11 protein-coding genes and 2 tRNA genes are annotated in these 14,080 nt (G+C 56.3%); 5 read left to right on the top strand and 8 right to left on the bottom strand.

Annotated features, from left to right (window positions below; genetic code table 11):
• Window positions 1–224 precede the first annotated feature (224 nt).
• Together FMF02_RS11475 and FMF02_RS11470 are read left to right on the top strand one after the other, a co-directional pair.
• On the top strand, window positions 225–2,081 hold the full coding sequence (locus FMF02_RS11475; protein ID WP_141413245.1) for a biotin/lipoyl-containing protein: 1,857 nt from the start codon (window positions 225–227) through the stop codon (window positions 2,079–2,081).
• Between the two features lie 159 nt (window positions 2,082–2,240).
• Window positions 2,241–2,858 (top strand): WG repeat-containing protein, encoded by a 618-nt coding sequence (locus FMF02_RS11470; RefSeq protein ID WP_141413244.1) that lies wholly within the window; start codon window positions 2,241–2,243, stop codon window positions 2,856–2,858.
• A gap of 45 nt (window positions 2,859–2,903) precedes the next feature.
• Here the strand turns inward: FMF02_RS11470 and FMF02_RS11465 are convergent, their stop codons facing one another.
• The 4 genes from FMF02_RS11465 to FMF02_RS11450 all read right to left on the bottom strand — a co-directional run bounded on the left by FMF02_RS11465 (window position 2,904) and on the right by FMF02_RS11450 (window position 5,088).
• Window positions 2,904–3,383 (bottom strand): C-GCAxxG-C-C family protein, encoded by a 480-nt coding sequence (locus FMF02_RS11465; RefSeq protein WP_141413243.1) that lies wholly within the window; start codon window positions 3,381–3,383, stop codon window positions 2,904–2,906.
• Between the two features lie 141 nt (window positions 3,384–3,524).
• Window positions 3,525–4,130: a response regulator transcription factor gene (locus FMF02_RS11460; RefSeq protein ID WP_141413242.1), complete on the bottom strand. Its 606-nt coding sequence runs from the start codon at window positions 4,128–4,130 to the stop codon at window positions 3,525–3,527.
• Window positions 4,127–4,792: a hemerythrin domain-containing protein gene (locus tag FMF02_RS11455; RefSeq protein WP_229090291.1), complete on the bottom strand. Its 666-nt coding sequence runs from the start codon at window positions 4,790–4,792 to the stop codon at window positions 4,127–4,129. Before FMF02_RS11455 ends, FMF02_RS11460 begins: the two co-directional genes overlap by 4 nt.
• Before the next feature lie 223 nt (window positions 4,793–5,015).
• Window positions 5,016–5,088: transfer RNA gene (locus tag FMF02_RS11450), tRNA-Lys, on the bottom strand.
• A gap of 136 nt (window positions 5,089–5,224) precedes the next feature.
• Here FMF02_RS11450 and FMF02_RS11445 point away from each other — a divergent pair.
• A complete protein-coding gene (locus FMF02_RS11445; protein ID WP_026074743.1) occupies window positions 5,225–6,415 on the top strand; it encodes a saccharopine dehydrogenase family protein in 1,191 nt (396 codons plus the stop codon).
• A gap of 70 nt (window positions 6,416–6,485) precedes the next feature.
• On the opposite strand, the gene FMF02_RS11440 is transcribed toward FMF02_RS11445, so the two are convergent.
• From FMF02_RS11440 to FMF02_RS11425, 4 genes are all read right to left on the bottom strand, one after another.
• Window positions 6,486–7,256 carry a S1/P1 nuclease gene (locus FMF02_RS11440; RefSeq protein WP_141413240.1) on the bottom strand — a complete coding sequence of 257 codons (771 nt, stop codon included), beginning with the start codon at window positions 7,254–7,256 and terminating at the stop codon, window positions 6,486–6,488.
• An 11-nt stretch (window positions 7,257–7,267) separates the two neighbouring features.
• Window positions 7,268–8,863: a transcription termination factor Rho gene (rho, locus tag FMF02_RS11435; protein ID WP_141413239.1), complete on the bottom strand. Its 1,596-nt coding sequence runs from the start codon at window positions 8,861–8,863 to the stop codon at window positions 7,268–7,270.
• A 520-nt stretch (window positions 8,864–9,383) separates the two neighbouring features.
• Window positions 9,384–9,469 (bottom strand) — tRNA-Leu (locus tag FMF02_RS11430).
• A 136-nt stretch (window positions 9,470–9,605) separates the two neighbouring features.
• Entirely contained in the window at window positions 9,606–10,193 is a 588-nt protein-coding gene (locus tag FMF02_RS11425; protein WP_141413238.1) for a nitroreductase family protein, read from the bottom strand.
• 839 nt (window positions 10,194–11,032) lie between these two features.
• On the opposite strand from FMF02_RS11425, the gene FMF02_RS11420 reads away from it, so the two are divergent.
• Together FMF02_RS11420 and FMF02_RS11415 are read left to right on the top strand one after the other, a co-directional pair.
• A complete protein-coding gene (locus FMF02_RS11420; RefSeq protein WP_227043679.1) occupies window positions 11,033–12,592 on the top strand; it encodes an Ig-like domain-containing protein in 1,560 nt (519 codons plus the stop codon).
• Window positions 12,593–12,622: 30 nt separating this feature from the next.
• A complete protein-coding gene (locus FMF02_RS11415; RefSeq protein ID WP_141413236.1) occupies window positions 12,623–14,038 on the top strand; it encodes a BACON domain-containing protein in 1,416 nt (471 codons plus the stop codon).
• The last annotated feature ends 42 nt before the right edge of the window (window positions 14,039–14,080 follow it).

Here is a 14,080-nt window from a genome sequence, read left to right as displayed (position 1 = left end):
AGAGCAAAGTTAGTAAAAAAATCCGCGTTTCCGCCATACCGGAACGAAGTCGGAACCTGCCGGTGGTTACGGATTGCAGAGGGAATACGGAAAAATCGGAGACCGTGTTATCTTTTTCGAGGTTTTATTTGTTTATTAAAAGAAATTGGCTACATTTGTTATAAAAATAACAGTAAATCGATCACGACACATAAATTCATCAAAATTAACTTTATCGTTTAATTATGGCAAAAACTCTCAAGATCCGGGATCTGACGCTGCGCGACGGACAGCAGTCTTCGTTCGCGACGCGTATGACGCAGGCGCAAATCGATCGATGCCTACCCTACTACAAGGACGCGAATTTCTACGCGATGGAAGTATGGGGCGGCGCCGTGCCCGATTCGGTGATGCGGTATCTGAACGAAAACCCGTGGACGCGGCTCGAAACGATCCACAAAGCCGTGGGCGGCGTATCGAAACTGACCGCGCTCTCGCGCGGCCGCAACCTCTTCGGGTATGCCCCCTATACCGACCAGATCATCGACGGATTCTGCCGCAATGCCATCCAGAGCGGCCTGGGCATCATGCGTATCTTCGATGCACTGAACGACGTGAACAACGTGAAATCGACCATCAAATACGTCAAGCAGTACGGCGGCATCGCCGATTGCGCGGTCTGCTATACGGTCGATCCGAAATACCCCGAACCGGGATTCTTCGCGCGACTCACGGGGAAGAAGAAACCCCGTCCGGTCTTTACCGACGCCTACTTCCTCGACAAGGCGGAACAGATGGCAGCACTCGGCGCCGACATGATTACGATCAAGGACATGTCGGGCCTGATTCCGCCGATGCGCGTGAGCGGGCTGGTCAAGCTGCTCAAACAGCACGTCGACGTACCGATCGATTTCCACACCCACTGCACGCCGGGTTACGGTCTGGCGTCCGTCCTGAGCGCCATTTTGGCCGGAGCCGACATCGTCGACACCAACTGCTGGTACTTCGCCGAAGGCACGGGTGCGCCGGCCATCGAGTTGATCTACGTCTTCTGCAAGAAGTTAGGCATCGAATTGCAGGCCAACATGGAGGCCGTAGCGAAGATCAACGGCGAACTGAAAGAGATCCGCCGCGAACTGGAACTTTCGGTTTTCGGAGCGGAAAAGCCCGCACCGAAAGCCTTCGACCCGCTGACCGACACCCTGCCCGCCGAGATCGACGCCGAATTCGACAAGGCGATCGCTGCGGCCAAGGCCGGCGACGAAGCGGCGCTGCTGGCGGCCTGCCACAGGATCGAAGCCCATTTCGGATTCCCCGCTCCCAACGAGCTGGTGAAGAACGCCGAAATTCCCGGCGGCATGTACTCCAACATGGTGGCGCAGCTCAAACAGCTCAAAGCCGAGGAGATTCTGCCCCGAGCCATGGAGCTGATCCCCACGGTGCGTCTGGCGGCCGGACTACCGCCGCTGGTAACCCCCACGTCGCAGATCGTCGGTGCTCAGGCCGTCGCCTGCGCGATGGACGAGAAGGCCGGCCGGCCGATGTATACGACCAAGAGTTCGCAGTTCGTGGGGCTCGTCAAGGGCGAATACGGCAAGACCCCCGTTGCGATCGACCCCGAATTCCGGCTGAAAATCGCCGGCGTGCGTGAGGAGACGCCTTACGACACCTCGAAATACCAGATGCAGCCCAATCCCGAACTGCCCGAAGCCGGAGGGGTGAAACTCGCCGAGAACGAAAAGGAGGTGCTGCTGCTCGAATTGTTCCCGATGGTGGCGAAAACCTATCTGACGGGAGTGAAGGTGAAGGCATACGAGGCGAAGAAGGCCGCCGAAGCGCCGAAAGCGGAGACGAAGGCCGAGGAGGCCCCCGCCGGACAGCCGATCACGGGCAATACGGTCAACGCACCGCTGCCGGGCCGTATTCTGGAGATCAAGGTCAAAGTCGGCGACAGCGTCAAGGCCGGTCAGGAGATCGCCGTGCTCGAAGCGATGAAGATGGAAAACTCCATCGTATCCGATTACGCCGGAACGGTGAAGCAGATTCTGGTGAAAACCGGCGACAACGTACAGACCGACACCGCGCTGATCGAGGTGGAGTAACCGGATTTGAAACTCCATCGAATAAGGAGAGAATCTTTCGAGGATTCTCTCCTTAATTCATTATTTTTGGTTTGCGCCGTTGAGACTCCCGCTAGGCAACGTTCGAATAAATTTGACATTGCCCTCGCCTATTCGTATCTTTGGACAAACGTTTTCGTTATGAAACGATCGATCGCTGCCTTCTTGATTTTATGCTCCGTATTCGGGATACGGGCGCAATGTCGCAATTTCCATCTCTACCGTAACGAGCAGGGAAAACAAGGCGTAATCGACGGGCGCCGCAATGTATTCGTCCCGGCCCGCTACGACACGCTGATCATGCGGGACACGATTTGGGCGAATTGGTTCGGCGAGTTCGAAAAACACGCAGGTCTCTATGTGCATATCGACGGATTGACGCCGATGAACCGGTTCGGATACCTTGCCCGTCAGGACGGGAAGTGGGGTTTCGTCGCGGCCGACGGCAAGACGCTTATTCCCGCAGTCTACGACACGATATGGCCCTGTGAAATCACCGAGCGATACATCGTGCGGCGGAACGGGAAATACGGCATGACCGATTGTCGCGGTTTTCAGGAGCTGTTTCCGTGTGACTACGATTCGATCCGGTGTCGAAAGACAGATCGGGAGTTCTCCTATTGTTCGGACAACGACTCGACCTATCTGCTCGGCGTAAGGGTAGAAACATGGCGCGACGGGCGTTTTGAATCGCGCGATTTCCCGGCGGAATACACGCCGCTCTCGCCGGCAGACTGGAAATCGCTGCTGAATCCGTGACGTATCGCGGAACTACGGCCGATGCGGTCGGTCGTGCGCCCGCAGCTACTCTTCCGGCGCAGCGTTCTGCCGTTGCAGGTACTCCCCCACAATACGGGCCGCACAAGCGACGAGTTCGACGCAGGGGCGCTTTTTGTAATATTCGGCCGTCCGTTCCGCAGGCACGGGTTCCTCCTTGCGGCAGGCGAGCCCCAGCAGTTCGCGGCAGACGATCGCACCGTTCTCGGCGCGGAACCGCTCGGCGAACTCCTGTACGAGCGCGTAGGTCGCGGCTTTGGCCTGCCGGACGGCCGGATCGGGGCAGGGTGCGAGGAAACCGGCGATGAGCGACATGCCGCTCACAGCCCCGCACACCTCCCGCAGCCGTCCCATGCCTCCTCCCAGCGGCCCCGAGATCGTCGCAGCGAGTGTCGATTCTACCCCCAGCAGGTCGTTGTAGGCCAAAAACACGGACTGCGAGCAATTGTATCCCTGCCGAAACAGATCGCGGGCCTTCTCCACCCGCTCTTCGAGTATGAAATCCATCGGTTACGTGCTTAAATTTTCCGCAAAGATAGTACAAAATATTCTTTCGTAGCACATGCCGGAACCGCATGGCCGGAGACGACAACGCCCGGGCGAACCCGGGCGAAGCGCCACTTAACAAAATTCAAAAAATAACGGCAGTTATTGTTCTTCGTTGCTGTAAATCGTATTTTTCACATCGTTCAGCTCGACCAGTTTGTTGACGATCGCATAGATGGTCAGGCCCGCCGGCGAATGTATCTGCAATTTGGCCGCAATATTGCGCCGGTGCGTGATGACCGTATGCGCCGAAATAAACAGGCGCTCGGCGATCTGCTTGTTGGTCAAACCCTTCACCACCCCGACGATAATTTCCTTTTCGCGTGCGCTCAGCAACTCCTGCGAAGCCTCCCCGTCGCGCGAATTGCAGACCGAACGGAGTTTTTCCTTGATCTGCTCGGCCGTGTCGTAGATCGACACGACGGCATCGAAACGCTGCATCAGGCGGGCATCGGCCAAGACACTCTGGAACGCGATCAACCGCAACGACTTCTGCTGCAATTCCCGGAGCATCTCCTCGTCTGTCAGCGACGGATTGATAATCAACACATCGGGAGCCGCTTCGGCGATCAGTTCCTCCAACTGTTCAGGCTCCCCTGTCTCGACGACCTGCACGTCGAATGTCGTCAACCGTCGAAGGACATAACTCATACCGCTGCGCAGAATCAGCGACGGCTCGACCAGGACGATTTTCAGGAAAGTGCTCATCGTGCGTCGCGGATTTTACGTTCCACCTCCGCAACAGCCGGAATGAACAGCCTGTTTTCAAGGTCGTTATGGGAGGCCAGCTCGGATTCGCAGAGAAAGATGTCGAACAACACGCCGTTCATCTCCTTGCCGCAGCTCTCCGAAGCGGGATAGTATTTGATCAGTATGTTTTTCAGTTCCGTCAGTTTGGCTTCGATCTGATCGTGCTGGCGGTGGAAGGTTTCGATGTCGTATCCCGCGGGACATTCGCCCGTAAGCAACTGGCGCACGTAGGGAAAAACCGTCTCCTCCTCGTACATCATGTGCTTGTGTACCTCGGCCGCATAGTCGTCGAAGAACCGGATGATCGCCTCCGCAATCCCGTCGCGGCCGCAGGCGACAGCCTCGCTCAGTTTGCGGCGGATGTCCGGCAGACGGTATTGCAGGAAATAGTCGTGCGAATTGTGCAGATAGCGCAAAAACGCTTCGAGGGAGACGTTCCGGCAATCGACGGTCGTCGTGCCTTCGTCGTAGAGCAGATTGACCACGGCAAGGAACGTCGCCGTGTCGACGCCGCTCTGGCAACACACTTCGTCCACCGTGCGGTCGCCGAATCCCAAAGCGATACCGAACCGGCTCATGATGAGCAGGATATGGTAATTGCCGCATACCAGATCGCTCATCCTGTCCGAAGCCGTATATTTCCCGAGCCTGTGCATAATGGAATATCCTTTCGTTCGTTGCAAAGATAGCGACTTTTCACCGTGCGCCAAATACCCACAAATGGGGATTTTCCGCTCTCCTGCGATGCGAAGATCGTATGGGACGGGGCGACGTTTCGACCGAAGGAACGTCCGGACAGGCCGAACGACAAAAAAAGCCATCTCTTTCGAGACGGCTTTTCGGTGAACCCGCCGGGGCTCGAACCCGGGACCCCAACATTAAAAGTGTTGTGCTCTACCAGCTGAGCTACGGATTCAACACTTGCCAAACGGTTGAAACGGTCTTCTTCCGATTTGGTGGTGCAAATGTAGAGAATATTTTTGTTTTACCAAAATAAAACGATATTTTTGTATTGCTGAAAGCAAGAAATCATTTCAAAACCTATAAATTATATGTGTAGAGCTTTGATCATCGGCGCAGGCGGCGTCGGTACGGTCGTAACGCAGAAGGTGGCGGCCAATCCAATCTTTTCGGACGTGATGCTGGCCAGCCGCACCAAGTCGAAGTGCGACGCCGTTGCGGCGGCGATCGGCGGCGGCCGCGTAAAGACCGCACAGGTCGATGCCGACAGCGTTCCCGAATTGTGCGAACTCTTCCGCGCCTTCCGTCCCGATATCGTCATCAACGTGGCCCTTCCCTATCAGGATCTCACGATCATGGACGCCTGCCTGGAATGCGGCGTCAATTACCTCGATACGGCCAACTACGAGCCACGGGACGAAGCGCATTTCGAATATTCGTGGCAGTGGGCCTATCAGGATCGTTTCCGCGAAAAGGGACTCACGGCGATTCTCGGCTGCGGGTTCGATCCGGGCGTGACGGCGATCTTCACCGCCTATGCCGCCAAGCACCATTTCGACGAGATCCACTACCTCGACATCGTGGACTGCAACGCCGGAAACCACGGCATGGCCTTCGCCACCAATTTCAACCCCGAAATCAATATCCGCGAAGTAACGCAGAAAGGACGTTATTACGAAAACGGCAAATGGGTCACGACCGAGCCGCACGAAATTCACAAGGGACTGCATTATCCCGGTATCGGCGAGCGCGAATCCTACGTCATCTACCACGAGGAGTTGGAGTCGCTCGTCAAGAACTTCCCCACGATCCGCCGCGCCCGCTTCTGGATGACCTTCGGGCAGGAATATCTCACCCACCTGCGCGTCATTCAGAACATCGGCATGGCGCGTATCGATCCGATCATGTACAACGGCGTGGAGATCGTCCCGATCCAGTTCCTCAAAGCCGTACTGCCCGATCCCAAATCGCTGGGAGCCAACTATCACGGCCAGACCTCGATCGGCTGTCGCATCCGGGGCGTGAAGGATGGCAAGGAACGCACGTATTATATCTACAACAACTGCGACCACGAGCAGGCCTTCAAGGAGACCGGCACGCAGGCCGTGAGCTTCACGACGGGTGTTCCGGCGGCGCTGGGCGCGTCGATGTGGGCCAAGGGATTGTGGCGCGGCGCCGGCGTCTTCAACGTCGAGGAGTTCGATCCCGATCCGTTCCTCGCCGAGTTGGGCGAGCAGGGATTGCCCTGGCACGAGCAGTTCGACGTCGATCTGGAAGTATAGCCACGCATTCCGAAACGACAGGGCGGCCCGCTTGTACAGCGGGCCGCCCTGCGTTTGACGGAGAAAACCGTTATTCGTAAATCTCGTTGAGCAGTTTGGCCAACCGGTGACCGCCCTTGACGAACTGCTGTTCGATAAGCGTCGTGAACCGGTCTATATAATCATAGGACACGTTCGTCCCTTCGGGCGTCGCCTCGTAGATTCCCTTGCACAGCTCGGCCGTCTCCATGAACCACTCTTTCGGCGTACCGCTCTCGATGAGCGTCGCCTCGTCGTCCGACAACCGGTCTATCTGATTCTGCCACTCGGTGTAACTCCATTTGTGAGCGGCTTCGGGCAGCGACGTATCCCAGATCGAGTGCAGATTCGCCGGCTTGCCGAAGAAGGTAACCGGAATCGTATTGCCGCCACGGTCGCTGCGGTGGCCCGAGTGCATCGGGCAGTGCATGTCCCCGACCAGATGGATCAGCATCTTCAACGCTTCGGCCTCTTTCTCGGCGGAAAGCTCCTTGCTTTTGAGTTCGGCGACCAGGTCGTTCACGGCCGTCACCACATCGCCGGCAGGCTCTTTGGGCATCGTGTCGTAGGTATACCCTTCGTCGATGTTGGCATAGTGCCATGTTCGCGTATAGGCGTACTCGGGCGTGTGGCTGGCGGAATCCAGCCAATTGGCGTAATAGACCGGCGAATGACCGTCCAATACCCGGTCGATCTCCTGCGCCGCTTCGGGTGTCAGGTTGCATTCGGCGATGTAAGCCGTCACGTCGTGTCCCTTCTGTCCCCATCCCAAGGCGGTTTGCAGAGAGCCGGCGCAGAGGACGAATAACCAAAATCTCTTCATCGTATCGTTGTTTATTGGTTCATCGTAGCCAGAAATTCCTCGTTCGAAGCGGTCATGTTCATCTGTTTCTCCAGGAACTCCATCGCCTCGACCGTGGTCATGTCCGACAGGTACTTGCGCAGAACCCACGTGCGCGACATCACTTCGCGCTGCAACAGCAGATCCTCGCGCCGCGTACCCGAAGCCATCACGTTCACGGCCGGATAGATACGCTTGTCGGCCAGTTTGCGGTCGAGTTGCAGCTCCATGTTACCCGTGCCCTTGAACTCCTCGAAGATCACTTCGTCCATCTTCGAACCGGTGTCGATGAGCGCCGTGGCGACGATCGTAAGCGACCCCTTCTCCTCCGTATTGCGCGCCGCACCGAAAAAACGCTTGGGCTTGTGCAGTGCATTGGCGTCCACACCGCCCGAAAGTACCTTGCCCGAAGCCGGCTGCACCGAGTTGTAGGCACGTGCCAGACGGGTGATCGAGTCCAGAAAAATCACCACGTCGTGACCGCATTCGACCATGCGCTTCGCTTTTTCCAGCACCATTTCGGCCACCTTGACATGGCGCGAAGCCTGTTCGTCGAAGGTCGAAGCCACGACTTCGGCCTTGGCGTTGCGGGCCATTTCGGTCACCTCCTCGGGACGCTCGTCGATGAGCAGCACGATGATATAGACTTCGGGATGGTTGTCGGCGATGGCGTTGATAAGCGGCTGCATGAGCATCGTCTTACCCGTCTTGGGCTGTGCGACGATCAGACCGCGCTGCCCTTTTCCGATCGGCGAGAAGAGATCGATCACGCGGTTCGAAAGGCTGTTGTGCCCCTTGCCCGTCAGGCAGAACTTCTCGCTCGGAAAGAGCGGTGTCATGAACTCGAACTGCACGCGGTCGCGGATGAATTCGGGATCGAGGCCGTTGATCTCGGCCACCTTCGTCAGCGGGAAATATTTCTCTCCCTCCTTGGGCGGGCGGATCGAACCGCTTACCGTATCGCCCGGTTTGAGGCCGAAGAGCTTGATCTGCGAAGGCGACACATAGATGTCGTCGGGCGAATTGAGGTAATTGTAGTCGGCCGAACGAAGGAATCCGTATCCGTCGGGCATGATTTCGAGGACGCCTTCGCCCTCGATTTCGCCGACGAAATCGTCCTTGGTAATCACCTCCGCACGCTCTTCGCGCACGCGGGGCGCGGCGACCTCCGTAACGGACTGTTCGGCGACAGCGCCCGTCCCGGCGACCGGTTCGGCCGGTTCCTCGGCGCTTTTCGGCTTACGGCCTCTGCGCTTGGGGACGGCCGCCGCCTCGACCGGCTGTTCCTCGGCCACGGGTGCAACGGCGACCGTCGTCTCCGTCTCGGCCGGAACATCGGGGCCTTCGGCCGGCGAACGGCCCTCGACCTTCACCCCCGACATCCGGGGACGGCGTCCGCGACGCTTGGGTTCTTCCGCCGGCACGGCGTTCGGCTCGGTATCGCTATGCTGCCCGGCGACGAGGGCGACCGCCCTGATCTGTTCGAGCAACTCCTTTTTCTTCAACATTACGTTCCCGACTCCCAAGGCCCTGCCGATCTCGCGTAATTCGGCGAGGCTCTTGCCTTCGAGTGCATTAAAATCCTGCATAAATTGTCTGATAATAAAATCTAAAATGGTAAAAAATCCGGTCGGATGACCGGTTTCGCGAATCAACAGTGCAAATATAGTGCTTTCTTGCAGAATATGAAAAAATATCGGAACAATTTCACCGATTTCCCGTCGTCGGACACGCTTTCATTCCCTGTTCGAGGCAAAACGAAAAGGGGCATCCGATTTTGCGGACACCCCTCTTCGTCTCTCGTGCGGATTCCGGACGATCCCCTACTCGGTTAGGATGCTGACATCGGGACGATTCTTAAACAGCGTCGTCACCAGCTCGAACTCGTAGCCCGGATCGACGATCACTTTCTTCAATGCAGGATCGGCCGGTTTCGAAAGGTCCGTGTTCGTGATCCGATTCTCGCCGAAATCAAGCGACGCGAGGCTTTCGATCGGCGCAAAGAGATGGTCGTGTCGCCGTACGGCCGGCAAATTGCGGAACCGTCGAGACGAGGGAGATTTCATATAATAAAGAACAGGCCGTCGACGATGTCGACGGCCTGTTTCGTACTCGGAGCCGGGATCGAACCGGCACGGCCATTACTGGCCACAGGATTTTAAGTCCGGCGTGTCTACCGATTCCACCATCCGAGCAGCCGCCTTTCGTCCGAAAGGCAGGACAAAAGTACGAATTAATATTCTATTCTGCAAGAAAACGCACCGTGCTCGTTCGGCTCGACGCAGGAGGTTCTGCACCGGATTCCGACGACGGTCGCGGCAACAGGAAGCCCTACCACTCGTTGTAATGAATCCGTCCGGCGTCGAACTTCCGTTTCGGTTCTCCGACGGCAGCCGGATAACCGATCGGAATGACGCACAGGGGCAGGATTCCCTCCGGCAGGGCGAGATTCGAACGGACGGCCTCCATCCGTTCGGCATAGGGATAGGCCGCCGTCCATACGCCGCCCAGCCCGAGCGAATGGGCGGCCAGCAGGATATTCTCGGCCGCAGCCGAGCAGTCCAGATACCAATAAGAGGAACGGGCCGGACTTCCGCACACGATCACGGCGCACGGCGCCTGAGCCAACATCTTGGCATAAGGCAGCGCTGCGGCCAGCGAATCGAGAATCGGCCGTTCGTTCACGACGACGAACTCCCACGGCCGCTGATCCTTTCCCGAAGGGGCCGACATGGCGGCGCGCAGCAACAGTTCGATCTTCTGCGGCTCGACGGTCCTGTCCTGATAGGTGCGGATGCTCGTGCGCGAAAAAATGGTCTCCAACGCCGGATTGGTTTCCGGCGTTCCGGTCGTCTTCGGGGTGCAGGCTGCGACCGACAATGCGGCGATACCTGCGGCGAGATAGATTCCGATCTTCATTTCCAACAATGATTTTCATGTCCGGCGGAAAGTCGCCCGACGAACCGGGCGGAAGCGGTTGCGTACCTATCCTGCGACCGACTCGTTTCGGCGGCGGCTGACTGCCCTGCCGCACAAAGATACGGAAAGATTTCCCGAAAACGACAAGAGGAAACGCCCTTTTCGACACGATTCGGATGGAAAAACGATTTCCGGACGATCCGAACCTCGCCCACATTCCTGTTTCGTCGGAATTTACATCATGCAAAATTGCCGGAATAAGAAAATTAAATTATAATTTAAAATAACGAGGATTACAAAACGGCAATCTATCCCGATTTTTCGGGATTTTTCCTCCGAAAACGGGAATTTAAAACGGCTAAATACTACGATCCGTAAGTTTCGATTCCGTTAAAATACGATAACGAAGCAGCGACGAGGCGCCCCGGAATACTCCGGAGTCATATCCAAGAATATAACATTATAATTTACAACAATATATAATATAAAAAGCAGATCGAACGGAGAGATTCAACGGTTGCATCGCTTTCGAAATAGAAAAATAAACTATCGAAATATTTGGTCATTCGAACTTTTTCCGCTATCTTGTTGCCATGTTAAATGGCATATTTCGAAACAAAGAGACCTCCGAAAGAGGGGAAACGGACTTAATGCTTACAGATTGTAATTAAAACGTGCAATTAACAGATAAATCGAATCTCTTTTCGAGTAAGTTTAATTTTAAAATTTCAGACGTATGAAAAGATTTTTACTGCCATTCATGTTGACGGCGCTGTCGATCAGTTACAGTTGCTCTTCGGACGAAGGGGGGGGGGAATTCGAACCCGCCCGAATGTTCGATAACCGCTCCTGAGGACGGGGCGATTCTCGATCTGTATGAAGATCTCGTCATCAAAGGTACAGCCTCCGACAGCGACGGCAGCATCGTAAAAGTCGCATTGACGGTCGACGGAAAAGCTGTTGCGGATGTCACCAAAGTACCGTTCGAATACACGATTCCCGCCAGCGATCTCAAAGAAGGCGTCATGAAGATCAAGCTGGCCGTCGAAGACGACGGCGGCAATACGGCAACCGACGAAATTTCGGTGGCGATTCAGGATCAGTCCGAAGCGCCCGTGTGCAAGATTACAGCACCGGCCCACGGCGATGAACTGAACGCATTCGGACCGTTTACGATCAAAGGCGAAGGCGAAGCCGTTTCGGGAGAAATCTCCAAAGTAGCGTTGAAGATCAACGACGACGTGATTCCCGACGTGACCGCACTTCCCTTCGAATACACCGTACCGGCAGCCACCTACCCTGTCGACACCTATGTTATTATACTCGAAGTGGAGAACAGCCGCGGTCTGGTCGCCAAGGATATGGTTACCGTCACGCTCGTCGACAAAAACGCAGCCCCCGTCTGCTCGATCGACGAACCGGCCGACGGCGCTTCGTTCGAGCCGACCGATGCCATCGTCGTGAAGGGTACGGGCAGCGACGAGGACGGCACGATCGCCAAAGCCGTGTTGAAGATCAACGACAAGGCCGTGGAATCGGTCGCTACGGTTCCGTTCGAATACACGCTCACCGACGAGCAGAAGGAGCCGGGGAACGTGAAGATCTCGCTGGAAGTAACCGACAACTACGGCAAGACCGCTACGGACGAGGTAACGGTCGTGATTCTCGGTCAGTTCCGCGAATTCACCGACACGCGTGACGGCAAAACCTACAAGACCGTCAAGATCGGCGAACAGATCTGGTTCGCCGAGAACTGCGCCTACCTGCCGCAGGTGATGAAGCCCTCCGAGTATTCGGCCGAAACGCCCTGTTATTATGTCTACGACTACGACGGCAACGACGTAGCCGCCGCCAAAGCGACCGAGAACTATCGCAACGAAGGCGTTCTTTACAACTGGCCGGCCGCCGGCGGCAATATGGATTCGAAGAACGACGCCATTCCCAGCGGCATTCAAGGGCCCTGTCCCGACGGCTGGCACGTGCCGAGCGAGGCCGAATGGGAGATTCTGTACAAATACGTTCGCGATCGAATTCCCGAAAACGAATCAGCGATCTACTGGGACGGTTCGACAGTCTACAATGTCAGCGGACATCTGCGTGCGAACGTTTGGCCAATCAAGGAAGACCCTGATTTCCCGCAACTGACCAAGGGCGGCATGGATACCTACGGGTTCGCGATACGTCCGAGCGGTTGCCTGCTGGGGAAAAACGGTTTTTACTACGGCCCCGGAGAGGTCGGAAGCAACGTCTCGTTTTGGACACCCCATTACGACGGTGTCACCTATCCCTCCAGTCCGGGCGGCGTAACGACAGGGGTGTCCAATTACAAATACGAACCCGATTTCGGCAGAGGGACATCGTGCGACCGCGCCTATCCGGTACGCTGCTTACAGAATTAGTACTTCGCATCTCCCGAACATCAGCGCAAGATGAAAAAATATCTGTTTCTGGCAGCCGCGTGTCTGTCGTTCGCCTTTACGGCATGCAGCGACGACAATACGCAGGACGAGGGTGAGAACACGGCCCCGACCTGCAAGATAACCGAACCGCTCGAAGGCGAGACCTACGATGCGAACCTCCCGCTTACGATCAAGGGGCGTATCAACGATAAGGAGAACAACGTCTCCGCAGTGAAACTGACCGTCGGCGGCGAAACGGTCGACGAAGAACTCTCTCTGCCGTTTTTCGAATGCACGATCGCACCCGAGAAACTGCAAAAGGGAGCGCTGACCGTCGCTCTTTACGTCGAGGATACCGGCGGCCTGAATGCACAGCATCAGGTGACCGTCAACCTCGAAAAGGATGTCAAACTGATGGTCAGCGACGACGGCAAGGACGAACTGACTTTCGATTACCGGAGCGGCGAGCGCGAAGTGCGTGTCGTTTCGGAGAAGAAATGGACGGTGTCGGTTCCCGAAGGCACGTGGTTCGAATCCTACGATGCGGCCTCGCAGCAGTGGGTCAAGAAAACCTCCATTTCGGGCGAAGGCAATACGGCCATCAAGCTCAGGGCGGGGGCCAACGATCTCTTCGAAGACCGATATGCGGAGTTGAAGATCAGCACGCCGGATGAAACCGGCAAGTTCGTCGTCGGACAAACGGCAAGTCCCAACATGCTCGACCTGATCGAAGACGAGATGCTGCGCATGGCCGCCGAAATCTCGGCGATCATGTACGGAATGGATGCCAACGAAGACGGCAAGGTATCCGCCTACGAAGCCGAACTCGTGCCGGAGGACGGCGTACCCTACGGATTCGACGCCGGAGGGTGGCAGGTGGCTTCCACCAAAGGTATCGAGAACTTCCCGCACTTGCGGCATTTGGATGTCAACACCTCCGACAACCTGACCGAGATCGACCTCAGCGGAAACACCGAACTGATGAGTATCCATGTACAGAACTGCAACAATTTGAAGACGCTGGATCTTTCGCCCTGTCCCAACCTCATGGAATTGGGCTGCAACTACGATGTTTTCCTTTCGGTGCGTCCGCAGATCGAGAAGATCAAGACGCAAATCCACACCTTGGGAATCTTCAACCGGAAGGCCGACGAAACGCCGTCGCTCGATTTCACGGGATTCAGCAACATGCAGCGCCTCTACGTCAACGACAACGGCCTGACCGAAATCAAACTCGCCGGCTGCAACAAACTATGGCGTTTCATCGCCAACGGCAATGCCTTCGAGGAGATCGACCTGAGCGAAGTGGAACGGTATCCCGGCAACGACTATTTCCTGGATAACAATCCGCATCTCAAACGGATCTATATTTGGAAAGGATACACGCACGATTTCTACAACATGACCTACGACGAGGCTAACAACGTGGAGATCATCGAGAAATAACGCTCTTCCACTCGTTCTCGATTCAGGAGCGGCCTCCCTGTC

Origin of the sequence: Alistipes communis, from assembly GCF_006542665.1 — a bacterium.
Taxonomy (GTDB): Bacteria; Bacteroidota; Bacteroidia; order Bacteroidales; family Rikenellaceae; genus Alistipes; species Alistipes communis.
This window is presented reverse-complemented; position numbering and strand designations above follow the sequence as displayed.

Excerpts from the sequence above, each read along its gene's own strand:
- FMF02_RS11475 (WP_141413245.1), top strand. The coding sequence starts at position 225 with ATGGCAAAAACTCTCAAGATCCGGGATCTGACGCTGCGCGACGGACAG.
- FMF02_RS11470 (WP_141413244.1), top strand. The coding sequence starts at position 2,241 with ATGAAACGATCGATCGCTGCCTTCTTGATTTTATGCTCCGTATTCGGG.
- FMF02_RS11465 (WP_141413243.1), bottom strand. The coding sequence starts at position 3,383 with ATGGATTTCATACTCGAAGAGCGGGTGGAGAAGGCCCGCGATCTGTTT.
- FMF02_RS11460 (WP_141413242.1), bottom strand. The coding sequence starts at position 4,130 with ATGAGCACTTTCCTGAAAATCGTCCTGGTCGAGCCGTCGCTGATTCTG.
- FMF02_RS11455 (WP_229090291.1), bottom strand. The coding sequence starts at position 4,792 with ATGAGCGATCTGGTATGCGGCAATTACCATATCCTGCTCATCATGAGC.
- FMF02_RS11445 (WP_026074743.1), top strand. The coding sequence starts at position 5,225 with ATGTGTAGAGCTTTGATCATCGGCGCAGGCGGCGTCGGTACGGTCGTA.
- FMF02_RS11440 (WP_141413240.1), bottom strand. The coding sequence starts at position 7,256 with ATGAAGAGATTTTGGTTATTCGTCCTCTGCGCCGGCTCTCTGCAAACC.
- rho (WP_141413239.1), bottom strand. The coding sequence starts at position 8,863 with ATGCAGGATTTTAATGCACTCGAAGGCAAGAGCCTCGCCGAATTACGC.
- FMF02_RS11425 (WP_141413238.1), bottom strand. The coding sequence starts at position 10,193 with ATGAAGATCGGAATCTATCTCGCCGCAGGTATCGCCGCATTGTCGGTC.
- FMF02_RS11415 (WP_141413236.1), top strand. The coding sequence starts at position 12,623 with ATGAAAAAATATCTGTTTCTGGCAGCCGCGTGTCTGTCGTTCGCCTTT.